Here is a 19,463-nt window from a genome sequence, read left to right on the forward strand (position 1 = left end):
CTTCATAGAGAGCGTGTATTACCCGAGCGCGGAAGAGAACCACCGCAATATCTCCGCGCTCGCTGCGATACCGGACCTTTCTGTCACAGTAACGGTCGGCCGTTGCCAATTCAGTTCTTCCAGCTCACCGTGCCTCGGCCGGATCGCGAAATCGGAGTATTCGAGCATGTCCGCATCCAACGCACCGTCACCAGCCGAGATCACCACGGCGGACTGATCCAGATCACCCGACTCGACCAATCTGCGGCGCACCTCTGCCAGTGCGCGTGACTTCGAGACCGCGTCGGGCATCGTGTAGATCTTCCGGCCTTGACGAGAGACGTTCCAGCCCCGCGCCACACACCAGTGATTCCATTCGGTCTCGAATTCACTCGGCATCACGGCCAGATCTACGACCAGGTACGGAAACAGATCGTCGGCAACACGAATGGAGCTGACCCAACTCGAGTCGATGCGCGATTCCAGTTCCGCCTGAACCTGCGGCAACTTGGCGCCGGCCTTGCGGGTGGAACGGTCGATCTCGTTTCGCCACTCGCGATCGGCTTCGCCGTCCACCAGGATGTTTCCGCCGTTGCTCGTGATCGCGTACTTCCACGGTCCGCCGGGAAGATCGATCCGCTGAAACTGTGCGATGGTCCGGGTCGTTGTCGGAATCACCGGAACCCGCGAGCTCAGCGCGGTCAGCAGTTCGATCGATTCGACGCTCATGTGTGAGAGCGGACCGCCGTTGTAGTACTCGACGCACAAGGGGCTCGGCGCCGAATCCAGGTCAGAGCCACTGGGATCACCGCCGATCGCGGCCTGTGAATAGATCATCGTGCGGTCCAGATCCGTGGCGATCAGAACCTGAGACGCAGCGGTGTCCGCACGGCTCACGTGATGTCCTTGATCAGGCCGACACACGAGTAGGCGAGGTCGGGTACTTCCTCGACCGGAACCCCACGTGCCTGCGCCAACAACCGGATATGTGCATGCTCCGGGGCTTCGAGTTCGCGCACCAGAACCTTCCACGGGAGCCGGCGCAGCAGCACCCTGGTTGTTTCTCCGACACCGGGTTTGACGAAGTTGACCGTCGAGATCCCGTACTCGGCTTGCACCTTCTCCACCGATTCCCAGCCGGCCCAGGTCGGCGTCCGATCGGAATCGAGCACTACGGCAAGAGAATCCGCTGCGTCGCCGCGAACCGAATCGAACTCGGCCGAGACCACGTCGAGCAACCTGTTGGAGACGTCGACGTCGGCCAGATCTGCGTAGAACTTGGCGCCGTGGAAATCGCCCGGCCCGATGAGGTTGTCGTTGAGGACTGTTCGTGAGACCAACCCGGACACCGTCGAATTGAGGCATGCCGACGCGATCAGGAAGTCGTCGCGGGTTCCGTACGTTCGCACACAGTGGCCGGGGTCCGCGAGAACAGCCAGATCGGAGTCGAACTTTGCGCCGCCCGCCTCGTGGTACTCAGTCAACGCCGCGTCGAGTTCGCGGGCGATCGCACCCTTACCCGTCCAGCCGTCGACGAAGACGACGTTCTCCGAGTCATGATGGTGCGCAAGATAATCGAGTGCGACGGAATCGATGCCCTTTCCGCGGACGATGGACACTGCGTAGTGCGGCAGCGTCAACCCTCGAGTCTGCTGGGCCCAGCGCCGCATCAGAATCCCGATCGGTGTTCCGGCCCGGGCGAGTGAGACCAGCGTGATGTCACTTCCGCGCTCGGCCAGCACCAGGTCCATGACGGTCCCGACAGCGCGCGCCAACCGTGGGGCGCTCTCGGCGAGCACCGTCTCGAACAGATCCCGATATGCCTGATCGGGTTGGTACTCGATGGGAAGAGACTCGGCATAGTGCGCCTCACCCGACTGAATACGCTTCTCGCGCACGGATACATCCGCTTCGAGATCCACGTGCGAAAGATCCTTGAGCAGCCACTTCACTTCGCCCGGCGCGTACGAACCGAAATCGGGTCCGACCAATGGTTCGTTCATGACGAGCCTCCTGCTCTGGAATCTCGCAGCGCCGACGGATCGGCCCCGCGAACGGTGGCGACCAGGACGTCGGTGCCGGAGTTCCGCAACACCTCGACCACTCCGTCCATCGCCGTCAACCGATCGGTGTCGGCGGGCTCGTCGACGACCAGCAATGCAAGGGCTTCGACCGCCGCATCAGGCCACTGCGCGTTGTACACGTATCGAGGCTCGTTCTCACCCAGTTCCGGTGCCGGAAAGGTGAACCCACGACGCAGCGGGTATCCCGGCAGGTCGACGACGTAGGCGGGTGAGCGAGTTGTGGTCTGGTACCGAACTGCTCGCCCAACGCTTTCCAAGCCCGCAGCGATGCGCAGTGGCAGGTACATCAACTCTTCGTGACCGATCACGATCACAGCACGCGACGGGTCGATCGATGTTCCGAGGATGGACACCGCCGCCTCGACGGCGGACTCGAATGCCTCGGTGTCGCCATCGAGAAAACCGTGCCGGCCACCGTCGGGGACGTGTGCGGGCCATGGCAGATCCACTCGAGCCAAGGAGCCTCGACGATCGCCGATCGGATTGAGATCCGGAGCATCCAGGGCCGTGACGCGCTCGGTCAGGCCGTCGGGCAGGACCGTCGAACCCGAAGCGAGAGAGACGTAGTCGATCCGCACGCCCAACTCTGCCGCCGCGGCTTCGCTGGCGGCTCGGTGTTCCTCGGTCCTCATGTCCACCAGCGAGGCCACGACGTAACGGCTTCGCGGGCATTGCCCGTGCAGCGCCCGGATGGCGTCGATCGCGGTTGCGCCGGTGGAGATCTCGTCGTCGACGAGGACCAGCGGCAGGTCGTTCTCGAACAGTTCGGCGGACGTCGGCTGCATCAGATGACTCGTGGCGTGCGAGTGTCCCTCCTCGAATCCGGCGAGCGTCGTGGCACCGGGTACGTCGCGACGAGTCGAGTGCAGGTAGCAGTGAGCGTGCAGACGAGCCGCGACGCAGTGGCCCAAACCTGTTGCAGTTTCGGCAAACCCGAGCACGACGACGTCGACGCCGTCACCGAGAGCGGTCCGCACCAAGTCACCGAGGTCGTCGGCAGCGCCGATGACAACGGACGGCTCGGTAGGTACGTGCTTTCCCAGCACCGTGGAGACCAGCAGGTGAGCGCGACGCGGATTCCGCCGAAGTCCCGGAATCACCAGATCGGGCACCGAATGCCCGAGTGACGAATCGCCGTGAACGAGGCCCAAGCCGAATTCTGCGGTAGCCCAGGGGACGTCCCTGGACTGGACAACCTCTGTCATCGATCGACCAACGCCGTCAGCAACTCGACGAACGTGATGCCCTTGTTGGTCACACCGAACACGTGAGCGCGGAGCGCAGTCTGATGGGCCCAATTGCGGTGCGGCTTCATCTCGTTCATCTTGTTCCGGTATCCGGACGCCTGCACTCCCCCGGCGTCGGCACCGAGAATGTCGAGGGCATCGTGGTACTCCTCGTGCGTGACCGCAGAGAGAGCATTGACCGCCGCGACGTGCGACGGGTGGATGACCGTCTTGCCTTGGATTCCGTTGGCTCGGTCCAGCGCGATCTCACGGAGCAGGCCGTCGAGGTCGCGGCTGACGAGGTGCTGACGGAACCGGACGGCGTCGTGTTCCTCGAACGGGGTGGCGCGCAGCATCGGCCGGAACATGCGTTCGTGATCGGCGAAGTACTCCCACACCGGCCCGGTGATGACAAAACCCGAACCGTCGGCGCGGCCGAGGTAGTTGACGATGTCGGCGATGACGTCGACCACCACGCGCACGTCGTAGATGGTCAGATCGCGGTCACGACGGATGCCGAAGGTGCTGCACATGTCGGTGGCGCCGATGCGGACGGCAAGAATGCGCTCGCGGTGTTGCGCGAGAATTCCACTGATGGTGCGCAATTCGAGATCACGTGTATCGCGGTGAACCAGCGCGGGTGATTCGAGTACCGGCATCGCGTAGAGATGCTTACCGAGCAGCTCGGACGCGTCCGCGACGGCGTCGAGAAACACGGGGCCGGACTCGCTGCCGAACTTGGGGATGACGAACCCGGTGAGCGCGGCACGCCCCTCGGTCAACGACGCGGCGACCTTGTGGATGTCCGCGACCTCACGGACCCGCACGAACAGCAACATGCCGACGGCGTCGGTCGACGCGATCTTGTCGAGAGCGTCAACCGCGTTAGCCCGCGCCGATTCGACCTCGTGATCAGCGACGGCGTCTTCGAGATCGAGCACCATCGAGCTGACGCCCTCGGACGCTCGCTTGACCACGATGTCGGCCAACCCGGCGCGGGTGGCCGGAACGTAGAGAGTTGCACCCAGAGCAATCGCGAGCAGATCCCTCTCGTCGGAATCCGCGAACGACCGAGGCGCATGCAGGAACAGTTGCTCCCGCACGTCGTCCTCGAGATGTTGAAAGTGCTGCATTTCTCTTCTCTCTGTAACCGCAATCAAGTCCATGAAACGACCCCCTGTGACAACGCGTCGAGCTACTCCGATCCCCCGATCGGCCCGACCATTCAGTTTTTGCCGGCTCGCGCCCGCATCTTCTCGACAACTTCGGTGATGAACGTCGATACCGAGTCCAGCTGTAATACATACGACCAGTAGTCCGGATGAGTTCCCGACAGTGACGCACTCGCTCGCTCGATCCTTGCTAGTTGAGCATCGAGTACAGAACCCCACTCCGCCACCAACCCTTGGTTAACAGCGAACATCTGGGCGTCTTTCAGCCGGAAACGAACCTCGCGTTCCTTTTCGCTCGGATCTGCCCGAACTGCACGCAGAGTAGCGAGACGGTCCGTCACGGCATCGGCGCACGCTTCGGCGTCGGCGAGGTGAACACGTGCTTCGGCCATCAAAGCCAGTGCGTGTTCGGGGTTTCCCGCAGCCAACGACTGCTTCGCTTCCTTGAGATCGATGTCAGCCTGATCGATGTGCGCTCGGCTGCGACTGCTGTTGTCGACGAGGTCAGCTGAACTCGCGGCGTTGAACTCGCGCAGCAATGCGGAGTACGCCGGATCCAGCCGGTCCACTCGTGTGCGCACTGCCGACAACCTGGTCGAGACCGAGGAGATCGTCATCTCTGCACGGTGCTGGGTCGACGGGGCGTCTGCCAATGCTTCCTCGAGCGCCGATACCGCTTCGCGGACACTCTCGGCCCGCGTGCGGACTGCGTCGGCGCGACCGGAGGATCGCGCATTGTCGAGCGCTGCAACCGCGTCGTCGAGGTGTTCTGAGGCCGTCACCACCGACGGGTACTCGCGATAGCGCTGATCAGTGGCACCAAGTTTCTCCCGGGCGGCGTTCGCCAGGGTTCGGGCCTGTTGGCCGAGAACGGGAATGGCGGACATCGTGACCGTCGCCTGCTCGAGATGCGCTCGATGTCCGTTGTAGAAGGCGTCGACGCCCTGCGCTGCCTCGACAAGTGCAGCTACCGACTTCTCGAACGCCGCCCGAGCACCGTTCGGGTTCTGGTGAAGTACCTGATCGTTGCCGTAGCGCTCGGATGTGTCGAGGTAGTCCGACGCAGCCTGGAAGCACCGATCTCGAACGGGTTCCCACGCGGCGCGCAGCCCGCGCTCGGGGTACAGCTCGGCGGAAGCGTCGACTGCTGCCGACGCGATGGTCTGCCGCTTGTCCATGTCGAGGAACGCCGAAACCATGGCCGTCTGCGCCTCCCGCGCACGACTGACCGACTCCCCCACTCTTGCCCCCCGATTGAAGCGCTCCGACCATCTTCCCACCACGATTGAATCCTACGGGTCCAGCACTTCGCTTCTCGGTTCGTAATTCTGCTGTTACGGCGAACACACCGGAACTGCGGTTAGGGTGGTGGAGGTAAACACACTCCCAAGACGACTTCGCGTCGTAGTGGGCCTTGTCTCTCCTCTTGAAAGGACCCCTGAATGGGCGTCAGCTTGACCAAAGGCGGCAATGTCTCTCTCACGAAGGAGGCCCCGAACCTGACTGCAGTGGTCGTCGGCCTGGGCTGGGACGCGCGTTCCACCACCGGAGCTGCTTTCGACCTCGACGCCAGCGCGATCGGCGCAGGCTCGAACAAGAAGGTCCTCTCCGACCAGCACTTCATCTTCTTCAACAACCTCCGTTCGCCCGACGGCTCGATCGAGCACAAGGGTGACAACACGGACGGCGAAGGCGAAGGCGACGACGAGCAGATCGACGTGAACCTCGCAGCGGTTCCCGCCGAGGTCGAGAGCGTTGTCTTCCCCGTCTCGATCTACGACGCAGAAGCTCGCTCGCAGTCCTTCGGCCAGGTCCGCAACGCGTACATCCGCGTCGTCGACAAGTCGAACGGCAACGAACTCGCTCGTTACGACCTCTCCGAGGACGCTTCCACCGAGACCGCCATGGTCTTCGGTGAGCTGTACCGCAACGGTGCAGAGTGGAAGTTCCGCGCAATCGGCCAGGGCTACGCGTCCGGCCTCGCGGGCATCGCGCGCGATTACGGCGTCAACGTCTGATCTTCGCTCTCGACGAGCTGACTCGGGGAAGGTTCCGCAGTAGTCTGTGGAACCCTCCCCGTTTTCACGTTCGGATGCGGTGAGAGACCGCTTGCAGTAACCACTCTGCATTGACCAACTAGAAAGGGCCACGCTCCGTGGTACTGCGAATATTCGGTTTATCCATCGCAATTTCGATCCTCGCGATGATCGTTGCGTTCATCTACGGCGGACCCGAGGCACTGTTCCTCGTCATCATCCTGTCGATTCTGGAAATCTCGCTTTCCTTCGACAACGCCGTCATCAACGCCACTGTTCTGCAAAGAATGAGTGAATTCTGGCAGAAGATCTTCCTCACCATCGGCGTCATCATCGCCGTCTTCGGTATGCGTCTGGTGTTCCCGCTCGTGATCGTCTGGGCTGCATCCGGTCTCGGACCCGTAGCTGCACTCGACCTCGCACTGAACCCGCCTGCGGACGACGCCGCGTACTTCGCCAACGGCGAGCCGAGCTACGAAACCATCCTCACCGACGCTCACCCGCAGATCGCTGCCTTCGGTGGCATGTTCCTGCTGATGCTCTTCCTCGGGTTCATCTTCGAAGAGCGTGAGATCACCTGGCTGTCCTGGCTGGAGAAGCCGCTCGCTCGCATCGGCAAGCTCGATCAGCTCTCCGTCGTCGTGGCCGGCATCGTCCTGGTTCTCAGTGGTTCTTTCCTCGCTGCTGACGACAAGGTTTCCACCGTCATGATCTCCGGTGTTCTGGGCATGATCACCTACATCGCGGTCAACGGACTGGGTGAACTGTTCAACCTGCCGGAAGAAGGCGAAGAGGAAGAAACCGCCAAGTCCGGCGGCCCCACGCAGCTCGCGAAGGCAACTGGCAAGGCCGGCTTCTTCCTGTTCCTCTACCTCGAGGTCCTCGACGCGTCCTTCTCGTTCGACGGCGTCATCGGCGCATTCGCCATCACGGCAGACCCGATCATCATCGCTCTGGGCCTCGGCTTCGTCGGCGCGATGTTCGTCCGTTCCATCACGGTCTTCCTGGTCCGCAAGGGCACGCTCTCCGATTACGTCTACCTCGAGCACGGTGCCCACTGGGCCATCGGCGCTCTGGCCGTCATCTTGATGGTGTCCATCGGCGTTCACATCAACGAGATCATCACCGGCCTGGTCGGTGTCTTCTTGATCGGCGCTGCTTTCATCAGCAGCCTCATTCGCAACAAGCGAATCGCGAACGACGATCCGAAGTTGGACGAGAACACTCCGGCAACTGTCTGACGTTCTTTTTCGAAACGCCCGCGACCAATTGGTCGCGGGCGTTTTGTTTGTTATGACTGAATTGAAACTCTCTGCATTCACAGCCGCGCGCCAATTGTTCAGCCGCGCGCCAAATTCAGCCTGCGGGTGAACAATTGCCCTGCGGATTCGAAACCGCACAATTTTCGACCTACCCCGGCACAATCAAGAGGCGAAATCCGACTGTGCACAGTAATGAGGGGGAAAGTCGTGGAAGACCAGTTTCTGTCCAAAGGCCAGAACATCGAGCTCCCCGACGAACTCGATCAGATCGACATCGTGATCACCTGGGACAACTCGGAATTCGGTGTCGATGCCTCGGCATTGCTTCTGGGCGCCGACGGAAAAGTCAGGTCCGACGCGGACTTCGTCTTCTACAACCAACAGGAATCTGCTGACGGCTCAGTTCGATACCTCGGTCGCCGCGAAGCCGAATCCGGCCCGCACGAGCGACTCCTCGTCCACCTCGCTGCTGTACCCGATCAAGTCGACGCGATCGCTCTAGTGGGCAGCGTCGACTCCGGGTCCTTCGGCGACCTCGGCAAACTTGCGCTCCAACTGGTTGATTCCGGCGGCTCTCCTATTGCCGAGTACGTCACCGCCGACGCGTCCACCGAAACAGCATTCGTCTTCGGTCAGGTCTATCGACGTAACGGGAAGTGGAAACTTCGGGCAATCGGCCAAGGTTGGGCTTCAGGCCTCGCCGGGCTCGCCGAAGACTTCGGGGTCGACGTGAGCGAGGACGCACCCGTCGAGGAGCCTGGGCCACCTGAGGTGGAGGCACCCCAACCGATATCGGAACGGGAACCGTCAGTCACCGAGCCCTCAACGCCCACGAAGCCCGTCCGACAGCGTGGGGTTCGAACAGCGAAGCCCGTGCCCAAGAAAGCCCCACTACCCGAATTCAAGCACGCCGAGTCCGAGGCCTGGCAACCTGCACGACTCTTCTCTGTGATCGGCGTCGGAACCGGTGAGGAACAAGAGCGTCGAACGACGTCGGCATTGGTTTCCACGATGCAAGCGGTTCCCATGTTTGCGCGGGCAGTTTCGTCCCGTGTGGGGGCACCGGCCGGCTCGTTCGAGGGATACGTCGAAGTTCCCTACGTCAAAGGTGAATCTCGGGTGATCCCGGATGCGGTGTGGCGCATCGCCCGCGGAAGCCGACTCTGGACAGGCTTGCTCGAGGCAAAGACTGGAGCAGGCACCCACACCCGAGAGCAGCTCGAGAACTATCTCGACGTCGCCAAGAAGAACAAGTACGACGTCGTGATCAGCCTGTCCAACGACTTGCCTGCCGGCGCCGGCGAATTACCCGTCGAGGTGGACAAGCGCAAGCTCACCAAAGTTGCGTTACGGCATCTCTCCTGGGCAGAAGTCATCCACGAGGCACGGATGGTGCTCTCGCACGGCGGAATCGACAATCCACTGCAAGGTTGGATTCTCAGCGAGTTTCTCCGGTACATCGAACATCCCAAGTCCGGGGCCGCGGAGTTCGTCGACATGGGTCGGCACTGGGTATCGATACGCGATTCCGTGAGTGCCGGAACGCTCCGTCCTGGAGATCCGAAAGCAGCGGCGGTCGCTCAGTCGTGGATCGCGCTCGCGCGGAACCTCGCGCTGCGGTTCACCGCAGATCTCGGTGTCGTCGTCAAACACGTGTTGCCCCGACGGGTAGTCAACGATGCGGATGCGCGTACCGCGCTGACGGTCAACGAATTGGCGAACGACGGCACCTTCAGCGCCACCCTCCGAATCCCCGACGCAGCCGGAGAGTTACGGGTTACTGCTGATTTGAGAACCAACAAAGTGAGCTGCAGTACGACGGTTTCTGCACCCGACGAAGGTACTTCGGGAAAACGAGTCACCTGGGCTTTGCGTCAGTTGAAGAATGCTCCTGCCGACTTGTTGGTCGAAGCGTTGTTCACCGGCCCGGCCTCGTCGACGTGCGAGACCATTGCATCCGCTCGCGCAACGCCACGCCTGTTGACGGACGGTCAAGGCGGCCAACTCAGTTCATTTGTACTGACGCAGTCCTTCACTCTCGGCAGCAAGCGTGCGGGTACTGCTGCGAGTTTCATCAACAGTGTGACCAGTTCGGCCGAAACCTTCTACTCCGAAGCCGTTCAACCGCTCCGTGAATGGGTCCCCGCTGCCCCGAAAGCGTCCGATCTCCCTCGCGACGAACAAGTCGACAACGAAGACTGACAATGGACGAGATCGTCATACAGAACGCAACGGACGAGGACGCCGCGGAAATCCTTGTTCTACAACGCTGTTGCTGGGTCTCGGAAGCAATCTCGAACAACAGCATGGACATACCCCCGCTCCACGAGGACCTACCCACGGTCCGAGCCTGGGTTCAGGAGTCGACGGTCTGGACCGCACGACGCGGCGGCCGGCTCGTCGGGGCCGTCCGCGGCACAGCCGACGGAACCGCATGGCAGATAGGTCGCCTCATGGTGGCGCCGGACTTGGCGGGCAATGGCCTCGGCCGACGCCTCTTGCAGCACGTGGAACAGAATGCACCCGAGCACATCACCAGTTTCGAGTTGTTCACCGGAAGCAGGAGCGTGCGGAATATTCGCCTCTACATCCGAGCCGGCTACGCTCAATTGCCGCCGGATCCCAGCCACATCCCCGGAGTTGTCTACCTGTCCAAGCCGAACGTAACCGCCTCAGCTTGAACGGCAATACTGATGTGTGTGGTGAACATTCGCGTCGCAGCGCAGACAGACTTGCCGTTCTTACGTGAGAACGACTCGCACATCGCAGACGAGGAACTCGTGTCGGTGGTCCAACGCGGCCGGATACTCGTCGCCGAGGACAGCGATAATCCAATCGGATGGCTCCGTTGGGGCCTGTTCTGGGACGAGATTCCGTTCATGAACATGCTGACCGTCCAGTCTCTAAACCGCGGCCAAGGCATCGGGAGCGCGTTGGTCAGATATCGGGAAACACAGATGCGCCGTGCGGGATATTCGACGGTCCTCACCTCCACACTCGCCGACGAATCAGCCCAGAACTTCTATCGCGCAATGGGATACGTCGACGCAGGAGTATTGCTACTCCCCGGCGAGTCCTCCGAGATCTTTCTACGCCGAGAACTCGACACGGCGCCCGAGATGACCGATCCCCACATTACCCGCGAGTAATATATGGTGGTCGTCACACCGCGATCTCAGGGTGGGGCGTGGCACACCAATGTGGAGGACGAGTATGTCGTCAAGGGTCTTATCTCGCACAGTTGTCGGAGTACTCGCTGTCGCACTGACAGGCGTCGGCGCACCGGTAGCGCTCGTACAGCCGGCTCTTGCCCAGTCCCCTGATGACGGTTTCTACAGCTACGACGGCGCGACGCCCCTCTCGTCGTACGCTCCCGGCGCAGTCCTCGAGACTCGCACCGTGCCGTACACGGTGCTCAACGTCCCGACCCCGATACAGGCAGTGCAGGTTCTCTATCGATCAACCGACGCCCTGGGACAACCGTCCGCCAACGTCACCTCGATCCTGCGCCCCGCCAACGCTCAACCGAACAAAGTTGTTTCGTACCAGTCCTTTTACGATTCCCTGAACCCCGACGACAGTCCGTCTCGCGCAATCGCGGGCAACACCCCGATCGGTGACTGGACGCCCAGCGGACGCAACTTCAACATCGGCGGTACCTTCACGTCCATCGAGGCAGCCTTGTTCGGGCCGCTCTTCGCATTGGGCTACACGATCGTCGTCCCGGACACCGAGGGCCCGGATGCAAACTTCGCTGCCGGACCCGAATACGGGATGATGACGCTCGACGCTCTGCGTGCCGCCCGCGATGTCCCGGAAACCGGAATCACCGACGACGCAGAGATCGCGCTGATGGGTTACTCCGGCGGAGCGATCGCTACCAACTGGGCTTCGATACTCGCTCCCGCATATGCACCGGAGATCAACGACAACTTGATCGGTGCCGCGCAGGGAGGCGTGCTGGTCAATCCGGCCAACAACCTTCGCTACGCGAGCGGAAGCATCGGGTGGGGCGGCGTGGTCGGCATGGCAGTCGTCGGCGTTGCGCGTTCGTACGACATCGATTTCGGGAAGTATCTCAGCGACCGTGGACGCGACGTCATGGCTCGACTCGAAGACGCGTCCATCGGCAATGTGCTGGCGCAATATCCTGGTTTGACCTGGCAGGACTTGGTCAAACCCGAGTACGCAGATCCCAATACGGTTCCCGAGTACGTCGATGTCGTGAACAAGATCAACATGAGCACTGCCGCGACACCGACGATTCCGATGTTCATCGCGCAGGCAGCGAACGGAACCATCGAGGGCACCCAACCCGGCGGCCCCGGTGTCGGAGCAGGTGACGGCGTGATGATCACGGGCGACGTCCGCAGCCTCGCACGCAAGTACTGCGACGCCGGCCTGGCGATTCAGTACGACCAGTACGACACCATCAGCCACTTCCTCGGCGCCATGCTCTGGCTCCCCGGTGCGCTCGCTTGGGTCGACGACCGATTGAACGGCAAGCCTGCGCCGTCGAACTGCGCGGACACCGCACCGGGGAACTCTCTTGCGCCGCAGGAACATGCACGCTAGCTGACCGAGACCTCGAATCTACTTCGACGGCTCCACCTCCCACCGAACGTGAGTTACCAACGGTTCCAGGCTAAGCCGGCTGACGGCGGATTCCAGAAGTCCGTCGTCACGCTCCGCCGCAGCCAGTTCGGCCACCACCCGCACGCGGTCGCTGTCCGGGATGTCGAAGGACTGCACTGACCGCAGTTGGAACTCCGGCCTCGAAATGGACTGCACGGTAAGCCCTCTGATGTGGGCTTCGGCGTCACCGTGGCAGGTCACCTCGAAGGTGTAATCAGCCGGCGGTTCCTCGCGCCCGGTGCGGGCAGGCTGGTGATCCATCATCCTGCCCAACGGCCTCAACAGCGTGTTCGCCAACATGATCGCACCGGCTCCGAACACCGCCACCCAGTACATTCCGCCGCCTGCCAGCGCGCCGACGGCGGCCGTGGCCCACAAGGTTGCGGCGGTGTTCAGGCCCGTGACCGAGGCTCCCTGCTTCATGATCACCCCGGCACCGAGGAAGCCGATCCCCGAGACGATCTGCGCTGCGACGCGCGTCGGATCAGCGTCCGGCCCCTCGAACCCGTACGCGCCCATGATCACGAAGAGCGTCGCACCCAAGCTCACCAACGCGTTGGTTCGCAGACCCGCCATCCTTGCGCGCCATTGCCTTTCGATCCCGACGGCAGCGCCGAGGACGAGCCCGAGCGCTATCCGCACAAGGATGACGTGGATTTCCACGGTGAACTCCTAGAGCCAGGTCGCGAATCGACGGATGAACATTCCCTTGGCCACCTGCGTGACGACGCAGTATGCCGCGAGAGTGAGGACCAGCCACGGGAAGTAGTTCCACGGCAGTGAAACCAACCCGAGGGAATGGCCCCAGGACGTGAACGGGAACACCAGCGCGAAGACGCAGGCGGCGCCCGTGCCGAGCAGTACCGGCAGCGAAGCACGCGACTGGATGAACGGGATCTTGCGGGTGCGGATCATGTGAACGATCAGCGTCTGCGAGATCAACGACTCGATGAACCAACCCGATTGGAACAACGCCGCATGCTCGGGAGAGTTGGCGGCGAACACGAACCACATCAGCGCGAAGGTCGAGATGTCGAAGATCGAACTGATCGGGCCGATGAACACCATGAACCGACGAAGGCTCTTGGTCTCCCACTTGCGTGGCTTCGCGAGGAAGTCGTCGTCGACACGGTCCCACGGGATCGTGAGCATCGAGAGATCGTAGATCAGGTTCTGCAACAACAGAACTACGGGAATCATGGGGATGAACGGCAGCAACGCACTGGCGACGAGCACCGAGAAGACGTTCCCGAAGTTCGACGAAGCAGTCATCTTGATGTACTTCTGGATGTTTCCGAAGGTGCGACGCCCTTCGATGACTCCTTGTTCGAGTACGCCGAGGTCCTTCTCCAGCAAGATGATGTCCGCGGATTCGCGGGCGATGTCCGCCGCTGTGTCGACGGAGATCCCGACGTCCGCGGCCCGAAGTGCGGGTGCGTCGTTGACACCGTCACCGAGGAAACCAACCGTGTGGCCGACCCGGCGCAGCGATTCGACAATGCGTGCCTTCTGCATCGGATCCGTCTTCGCGAAGACGGTTGTCCGTTGCACCAACTCGTCGAGGGCGTCGTCGCTCAACGCTTCGATCTCGGCTCCGGACACGACAGTTCCCACATCGATACCGACTTTGCCGCAAACGGTTTCGGCGACCAGTTCGTTGTCACCCGTCACCACCTTCACGGCGACGCCATGACTCGCGAGAGCTTCGATCGCCCCGGCCGCAGATTCCTTCGGCGGGTCGAGGAAGGCCAGCAACCCGACCAGGGTCATGCCCTCTTCATCGGCAGTTGAGTACTCGCGTCGCTGTTCGTCGACGACGACCTTGGTCGCCACCGCAAGCACTCGCTTACCCTGACCGTTCAGTTCGGCGACCAGTCGGTCGACTCGGGCCAGCCATCCCGGCGTCAGCTGGTGGGTCACCCCGTCCAGTTCAACCGATTCACAGACCGAAAGAAGCTCTTCCACTGCACCTTTGGTGACGATCAGATCGGCGTCACCGTGATCGACCACCACCGAGAGCCGACGACGCTTGAAGTCGAAGGGAATCTCGTCCACCAACCCGTGCAGACGCGAGATCTCCTCGATCACTTCGGGACCGGCGGCCTCGATCACCGCGTCGTCGAGAAGACTGCGCAATCCGGTCTGATTCACGGAATTGACTGCCGCGAGCCGCAACACGTCCTCGGACTTGCGTCCGGCAGTATCGAGATGTTCACCGAGAACGATGCGGTCCTCGGTGAGAGTTCCGGTCTTGTCCGTGCACAGAACGTCCATGGCGCCGAAGTTCTGAATCGCGTTGATCTGCTTGACGATCACCTTCTTGCGCGACATGTGAAGCGCACCCTTGGCCAGGTTCGCAGTCACGATGAGCGGCAACATTTCCGGAGTCAACCCCACTGCGGTTGCGACGCCGAAGAGTAGTGCTTGGCTCCAGTCCTTGGTCAGTCCGTTGATGACGAACACCGCGGGAACCATGATCAGCATGAACTTGATCAGCAGGTAGCTGACGCTGCGCACCCCGACGTCGAAGCTGGTTTCGGGTCGCTTGGAGGCCAATTGTGCTGTCATGGCACCGAAGTAGGTGCGCTTGCCCGTGTGCACCGCGACGGCGGTGCCGCTGCCCGACACGACGGAAGTACCCATGAACCCGATGTTCTCGGCTTCGAGCAGCCGATCGACGTCGATTCCCGACGACGGTTCCGCCGACTTCTCGGCCGGCATCGATTCACCGCTGAGCATGGACTGATTGACCTGTAGATCCTTGGCCCGAATGATGCGGACATCGGCCGGGATCATGTCCCCGGCGGCAAGCTGGACCACGTCACCTGGCAGTAGTTGCTCGATCGGAATCTCCGCCGTGACCACGGTGTTGTTGATCTTGCGGGTGGCCGCGACGGTCGTCGTGACCATCGCCTTGAGCGCCTCGGCGGCGCGACTCGAACGGTATTCCTGCCAGAACCTCAGTGAGACACTGACAAAGATCATCAACCCGAGGGTGATGATGCCCTCGTAGGAGGGACCGTCCTCGGGGTCCGCCCAGACCACGTCGGTCCCCACCATGATCAGGGCGAGGAACACCAGGATCAGGATGAACGGATTCTTGAAGGCTTGCGCGAACTGCACGATCGCCGGTGCCGGGCGGTCGTGGCGGACATCGTTGCGCCCGTGTTGCCGACTAAGATCGTCGATCTGATCGTCGCGAAGGCCGTTGGCCGTCGTGGTCAGATCTGCGAGAACGGTGCGCGTGTCCGAGGCCGAGTAGTCGACCAATTCCTGTGCGCTTTCCTTGGCCAGGACCGTTGAATGTGCTTGTTGTGCGCTGTTTCTCGTGGGCCGTGGCCGTAATGCGAGAACGGAAAATGACATGACGAATCTCCTCGGCTGCCCGAACACGCCTGACCATGCCAGTACATGAGGGCAGCAGAATGCGCTGAGCGACAATGTAAGTCGTCAGCGGACGCGGCGAGCCGCGCAGATGAAACCGAGGATGCACAGAGTCAGTGAATGAAGAGCAAAAGACCGGGGTGAGCATCGCCGGCAAGAACAGAAGGATGGGTCGAATATCGACTCGGCGGGTCGTCCACGATGGTCACCTCCTGAAAGTTAGGGCGTCCGATGACGCCACAATGCGTGCGCACAACACACGTCAGGAGAACCGAATATCGACGTACTCTCGCCTTCGCCGGAAGAAACCGGCATCAAGCTGCGAAAACACCTCCACGTCCGAGTTTTGGCACTGCACGACGTGTCCCGATCGAAACCGGGAAGCCACTTTGGATCACCCCTTAAGCCGGGGAGATCTGTCCTAACCTTGGGCGTCTCTCGACGTCGTGAGATCAGTGGCCTGTGTTCGTGCAGAAGCCTCACCTAACGAGGTACTGCACCCAGAGGGTAGTTCTCAAATCTGTTGCCTGTCAACCGAGCAACTCAGACGGCGGGCAATCCTGCCCGTGCGACGGCACCGGCGAAGAGTGCCGTCACGGCGGCACCCATGACGCTCTGATCAACTTCTTCCGGATCCACCGAGTGTTCGAGAACGAGCCCGGATATCAAGGCCATCAACGAGATTGCGGTGGTCCGCACATCGAAGGAATCGTCCACTCCCCATTCACGGGCACGTTCGCCGATCAACTCCACGAGTTGACTGCGCAAGTGGCGACGCTCACGTAAGTACGCCTGAGCGATCTGCGGATCACGCCCGGCGAGCACTCCGAATTCGAGGACGAGCAGTGACCACCCCGGGTCGTCGACCATCCACGTCGCAATGGCCTCGCCACCTTTGCCCGCCGCATCGGCCGGGTTCATCCCGGCGATCTCGGCGAGCACACGGCCGGCCAGTTCCAGGGACCGTTGCGCGAACAGTTCTGCGAACAGATCCTGTTTCGACTCGAAGTTGGAGTAGACAGCCCCCTTGGTGAAGCCCGCTCGGCGAGCAACTTCAGTGAGACGTGCAGCACTGAATCCGCGCTCCGCAAACTCTTCCGCCGCAGCGTCGAGCAGTCTTTGCCGCACCACGTCGCGTCCGGGGCGGGTTACCGGCGTCCAGTCCGGTTGACGAGATTCAGTCACGATACCTAGAGTATTCAATACCTCGGGTATTGACAAGCTCTTTACTTTCGACAAGATCAGGACTCTTTCGTGACCACTACGCATCCGGCACACGCCGCACCAGACAACAGCTCCACCCACGACGAACACCACCACGACAATCTGCTCGTGAAGTACGGCGCACCCAAGGTGATGGCCGCGCTGTTCGTCGGCGTGCTCCTGCTGCAGATGGGCTTCATCCTCAGCTACGTCGCCGCCTTCCATCAGCCCACTCCGCGAGACATCGAAATCGCGGTCATCGCCGATCAGGGCACACCCGACGGTATGGACCAGCAGATCGCCGACAAACTCAACGCCATCGACGGCAGCCCGCTCGACGCTCAGGTGGTCGACAGCACGGCGACCGCTCGACGCATGATCAACGACCGCGAGATCCAGGGCGCGTTTGTCATCAATCCGGCCGGACCGGACACCCTGATCACCGCGAGCGCGGGCGGCAGCTCCATCGCGTCGTCACTCGAAGCGGTGTTCACGAAGGTCGAGGCGACGCAGGACCGACAGTTCGTCGTCCGCGACGAGATCCCCGTCGGAGCGCACGACAACCGCGGCCTCTCCGGCTTCTATCTCTCGGTCGGCTGGGTCGTCGGCGGCTATCTCCTCGCGGCAGCCATCGGACTGTTCATCGGTGCGCCGAAGACCCTCCGCCAGGCCAGTGCACACACGGGCGTGATCGCGATCTACTCGATCATCTCGGGAGCCCTCGGCGCCCTCATCACCTCGCACGTGCTCGGAACTTTCGCCGGCCACTGGTTCCCGCTCTGGATCCTGGGAACAGCCGTGGTGTTCGGCACCGCCATGTTCACGCTCGGATTGCGCGCCGCCATCGGCGTTCTGGCAGTCCCGCTGGCCATCGCCGTCTTCGTGATCCTCGGCAATCCCAGTGCGGGAGGCGCATTCGGCTCCAACGTGATTCCGTCGTTCTATGCCGCCATCGGCCGATGGATCACACCCGGCGCCGGTACCGAAGGCGTGCGAAGCATCGTCTACTTCAACAACGTCGGCGTCGGCCAGCCTGCTCTGACGCTCTTCCTGTACGCGCTGATCGGTGCGGTCATGCTGTTCGGCTTCACGATCCGTCGTAACCGAAAGTCCACCGACACGACGCCGACTCCAGCTGTGGCGAACGCCGACTAGTCCTAGTCTGAACTCATGACGAGCCTCCTCCACCCCAACGCCTCGCACGTCGCCGAAACACTGATCTCGCGGGGTCACCACGGCGTCATCGTCACGCAGCCCGAAGCCACGCACACCGCGGCCGAGGCAGCGGCGGCCGTCGGGGTGGAGGTAGGCGCGATCACCAAGTCGCTCGTATTCCTTCTCGACGACGACCCGGTCCTGCTGCTGGTGTCGGGCGCACATCAGGTCAACCTGAAAGCAACCGGAGAACGCCTCGAAGGCAAGCTCACGCGGGCGCCGCTGGAAATGGCGAAGTCGGCGACAGGTCAGCCGATCGGTGGGGTCGCGCCACTCGGGCATCCCACCAACCTGCCCACCTACATCGATACCGCCCTCGAGCAGTACCCCGAGTTGTGGGCGGCCGCCGGGCACCCGAACACGGTCTTTCGCACGACGTACTCCGAGCTCCTCCGAATCACCGCCGGCCTCGCCGTCGACATGGACTGACGCGCTTCAGCCAACCCGGTCCGAACCCACTCAGACGTGCGTCCACCTATAGTTGGACGCACCATGTGCACTGCAACCAGGACCCCGGCCGGTAACCACTGGCGTCGACGACACGTAGATCTGTGCCGCACCGACGCATGTCTGTGTATGCCGAGCGCAGTCACCTCGACCACACCGCACACCTCGAGTTCCAGCCGGAGAGTTCCCGTTGTCTGACAAGCCGAATGCCGTTTCCAGCCACACCACCCCCGACGTCCCCGAAGTAACGGCGACGCCCGAGTTGTCCACCGGCATCTGCGCCGGCGACTACCGCGCAGCGCTTCGCCGCCACCCCGCAGGTGTCACCGTCGTGACCCTCGATTCGGGTACCGGCCCGGTGGGTTTCACCGCCACCTCGTTCTCGTCCGTCTCCCTCGAGCCGCCGCTCGTTTCGTTCAACATCGCGGAGACGTCGTCGAGCATCAATGCACTCAAGGCCGCCGAGTCCTTGGTGATCCATCTTCTCGGCGAGCATCAGCAACATCTGGCCCAGCGCTTTGCGCGGAGTGCCGATCAACGTTTTGCAGACGAGTCACTGTGGGCGGTACTGGACACCGGGGAGCCGGTTCTGCACGGCACCCCCAGTTGGATGCGCGTCAAGGTCGACCAGCTGATCCCCGTCGGAGATCACACTCTGGTCATCGGACTCGTCACGCGGGTTCACGCCGAAGAGGACGACGAATCCGCTGCCGCGCCCCTGCTCTACCACGAGGGCAAGTACTACCGCCCCACTCCGTTAGGTCAGTAGACAACTGTGCGCCTTTATTAACCGCCCGCGGTTAATAAAGGCGCACAGCAA

The 19,463-nt window shown here is 62.1% G+C and carries 17 protein-coding genes and 1 riboswitch; of the genes, 9 read left to right on the forward strand and 8 right to left on the reverse strand.

Going from position 1 to position 19,463, the window contains the following annotated elements; all coding sequences use genetic code 11:
- Positions 1–18: 18 nt before the first annotated feature.
- From V3587_RS12105 to V3587_RS12125, 5 genes are all read right to left on the reverse strand, one after another.
- Positions 19–876 carry an HAD family hydrolase gene (locus tag V3587_RS12105; protein WP_283376467.1) on the reverse strand — a complete coding sequence of 286 codons (858 nt, stop codon included), beginning with the start codon at positions 874–876 and terminating at the stop codon, positions 19–21.
- Complete coding sequence (locus V3587_RS12110; protein WP_283376466.1) at positions 873–1,982, reverse strand: cysteine protease StiP family protein; 1,110 nt, start codon at positions 1,980–1,982, stop codon at positions 873–875. The genes V3587_RS12105 and V3587_RS12110 overlap by 4 nt, the downstream gene beginning before the upstream one ends.
- Positions 1,979–3,268: a phosphoribosyltransferase family protein gene (locus V3587_RS12115; protein ID WP_283376465.1), complete on the reverse strand. Its 1,290-nt coding sequence runs from the start codon at positions 3,266–3,268 to the stop codon at positions 1,979–1,981. Before V3587_RS12115 ends, V3587_RS12110 begins: the two co-directional genes overlap by 4 nt.
- The gene (locus V3587_RS12120; protein WP_021342746.1) at positions 3,265–4,422 is read right to left on the reverse strand and encodes an HpcH/HpaI aldolase/citrate lyase family protein; all 1,158 of its coding nucleotides are present in this window, start codon (positions 4,420–4,422) and stop codon (positions 3,265–3,267) included. The genes V3587_RS12115 and V3587_RS12120 overlap by 4 nt, the downstream gene beginning before the upstream one ends.
- Before the next feature lie 92 nt (positions 4,423–4,514).
- Positions 4,515–5,660 (reverse strand): hypothetical protein, encoded by a 1,146-nt coding sequence (locus V3587_RS12125; RefSeq protein ID WP_235172248.1) that lies wholly within the window; start codon positions 5,658–5,660, stop codon positions 4,515–4,517.
- Positions 5,661–5,903: 243 nt separating this feature from the next.
- On the opposite strand from V3587_RS12125, the gene V3587_RS12130 reads away from it, so the two are divergent.
- The 6 genes from V3587_RS12130 (at position 5,904) to V3587_RS12155 (ending at position 12,334) form a co-directional block, all read left to right on the forward strand.
- Positions 5,904–6,479 (forward strand): TerD family protein, encoded by a 576-nt coding sequence (locus tag V3587_RS12130; RefSeq protein ID WP_003941199.1) that lies wholly within the window; start codon positions 5,904–5,906, stop codon positions 6,477–6,479.
- A gap of 137 nt (positions 6,480–6,616) precedes the next feature.
- Positions 6,617–7,738: a DUF475 domain-containing protein gene (locus tag V3587_RS12135; RefSeq protein ID WP_235171225.1), complete on the forward strand. Its 1,122-nt coding sequence runs from the start codon at positions 6,617–6,619 to the stop codon at positions 7,736–7,738.
- A 228-nt stretch (positions 7,739–7,966) separates the two neighbouring features.
- A complete protein-coding gene (locus tag V3587_RS12140; protein ID WP_283376464.1) occupies positions 7,967–9,961 on the forward strand; it encodes a TerD family protein in 1,995 nt (664 codons plus the stop codon).
- Positions 9,962–9,963: 2 nt separating this feature from the next.
- Complete coding sequence (locus tag V3587_RS12145) at positions 9,964–10,440, forward strand: GNAT family N-acetyltransferase (protein WP_283376463.1); 477 nt, start codon at positions 9,964–9,966, stop codon at positions 10,438–10,440.
- A 12-nt stretch (positions 10,441–10,452) separates the two neighbouring features.
- A complete protein-coding gene (locus V3587_RS12150) occupies positions 10,453–10,908 on the forward strand; it encodes a GNAT family N-acetyltransferase (RefSeq protein WP_283383807.1) in 456 nt (151 codons plus the stop codon).
- 64 nt (positions 10,909–10,972) lie between these two features.
- Positions 10,973–12,334 (forward strand): lipase family protein, encoded by a 1,362-nt coding sequence (locus V3587_RS12155; protein ID WP_283376461.1) that lies wholly within the window; start codon positions 10,973–10,975, stop codon positions 12,332–12,334.
- Positions 12,335–12,352: 18 nt separating this feature from the next.
- Here the strand turns inward: V3587_RS12155 and V3587_RS12160 are convergent, their stop codons facing one another.
- The 3 genes from V3587_RS12160 to V3587_RS12170 form a co-directional block, all read right to left on the reverse strand.
- Positions 12,353–13,057, reverse strand: coding sequence for an MgtC/SapB family protein (locus tag V3587_RS12160; protein WP_095970789.1), 705 nt, complete (start codon positions 13,055–13,057; stop codon positions 12,353–12,355).
- Between the two features lie 9 nt (positions 13,058–13,066).
- The gene (mgtA, locus tag V3587_RS12165; RefSeq protein WP_283376460.1) at positions 13,067–15,760 is read right to left on the reverse strand and encodes a magnesium-translocating P-type ATPase; all 2,694 of its coding nucleotides are present in this window, start codon (positions 15,758–15,760) and stop codon (positions 13,067–13,069) included.
- Positions 15,761–16,102: 342 nt separating this feature from the next.
- A riboswitch (M-box (ykoK) riboswitch) is annotated at positions 16,103–16,276 on the reverse strand.
- Between the two features lie 45 nt (positions 16,277–16,321).
- Positions 16,322–16,906, reverse strand: coding sequence for a TetR/AcrR family transcriptional regulator (locus tag V3587_RS12170; protein WP_029254386.1), 585 nt, complete (start codon positions 16,904–16,906; stop codon positions 16,322–16,324).
- A 126-nt stretch (positions 16,907–17,032) separates the two neighbouring features.
- On the opposite strand from V3587_RS12170, the gene V3587_RS12175 reads away from it, so the two are divergent.
- The 3 genes from V3587_RS12175 (at position 17,033) to dszD (ending at position 19,412) form a co-directional block, all read left to right on the forward strand.
- Positions 17,033–18,136, forward strand: coding sequence for a hypothetical protein (locus tag V3587_RS12175; RefSeq protein WP_095970787.1), 1,104 nt, complete (start codon positions 17,033–17,035; stop codon positions 18,134–18,136).
- 15 nt (positions 18,137–18,151) lie between these two features.
- The gene (locus V3587_RS12180) at positions 18,152–18,625 is read left to right on the forward strand and encodes a YbaK/EbsC family protein (protein WP_019746727.1); all 474 of its coding nucleotides are present in this window, start codon (positions 18,152–18,154) and stop codon (positions 18,623–18,625) included.
- Between the two features lie 208 nt (positions 18,626–18,833).
- Positions 18,834–19,412 (forward strand): NADH:FMN oxidoreductase DszD, encoded by a 579-nt coding sequence (gene dszD, locus V3587_RS12185; RefSeq protein ID WP_283376459.1) that lies wholly within the window; start codon positions 18,834–18,836, stop codon positions 19,410–19,412.
- Positions 19,413–19,463 lie beyond the last annotated feature (51 nt).

Origin of the sequence: Rhodococcus sp. IEGM 1306, assembly GCF_036541985.1 — a bacterium.
GTDB lineage: Bacteria > Actinomycetota > Actinomycetes > Mycobacteriales > Mycobacteriaceae > Rhodococcus_F > Rhodococcus_F qingshengii.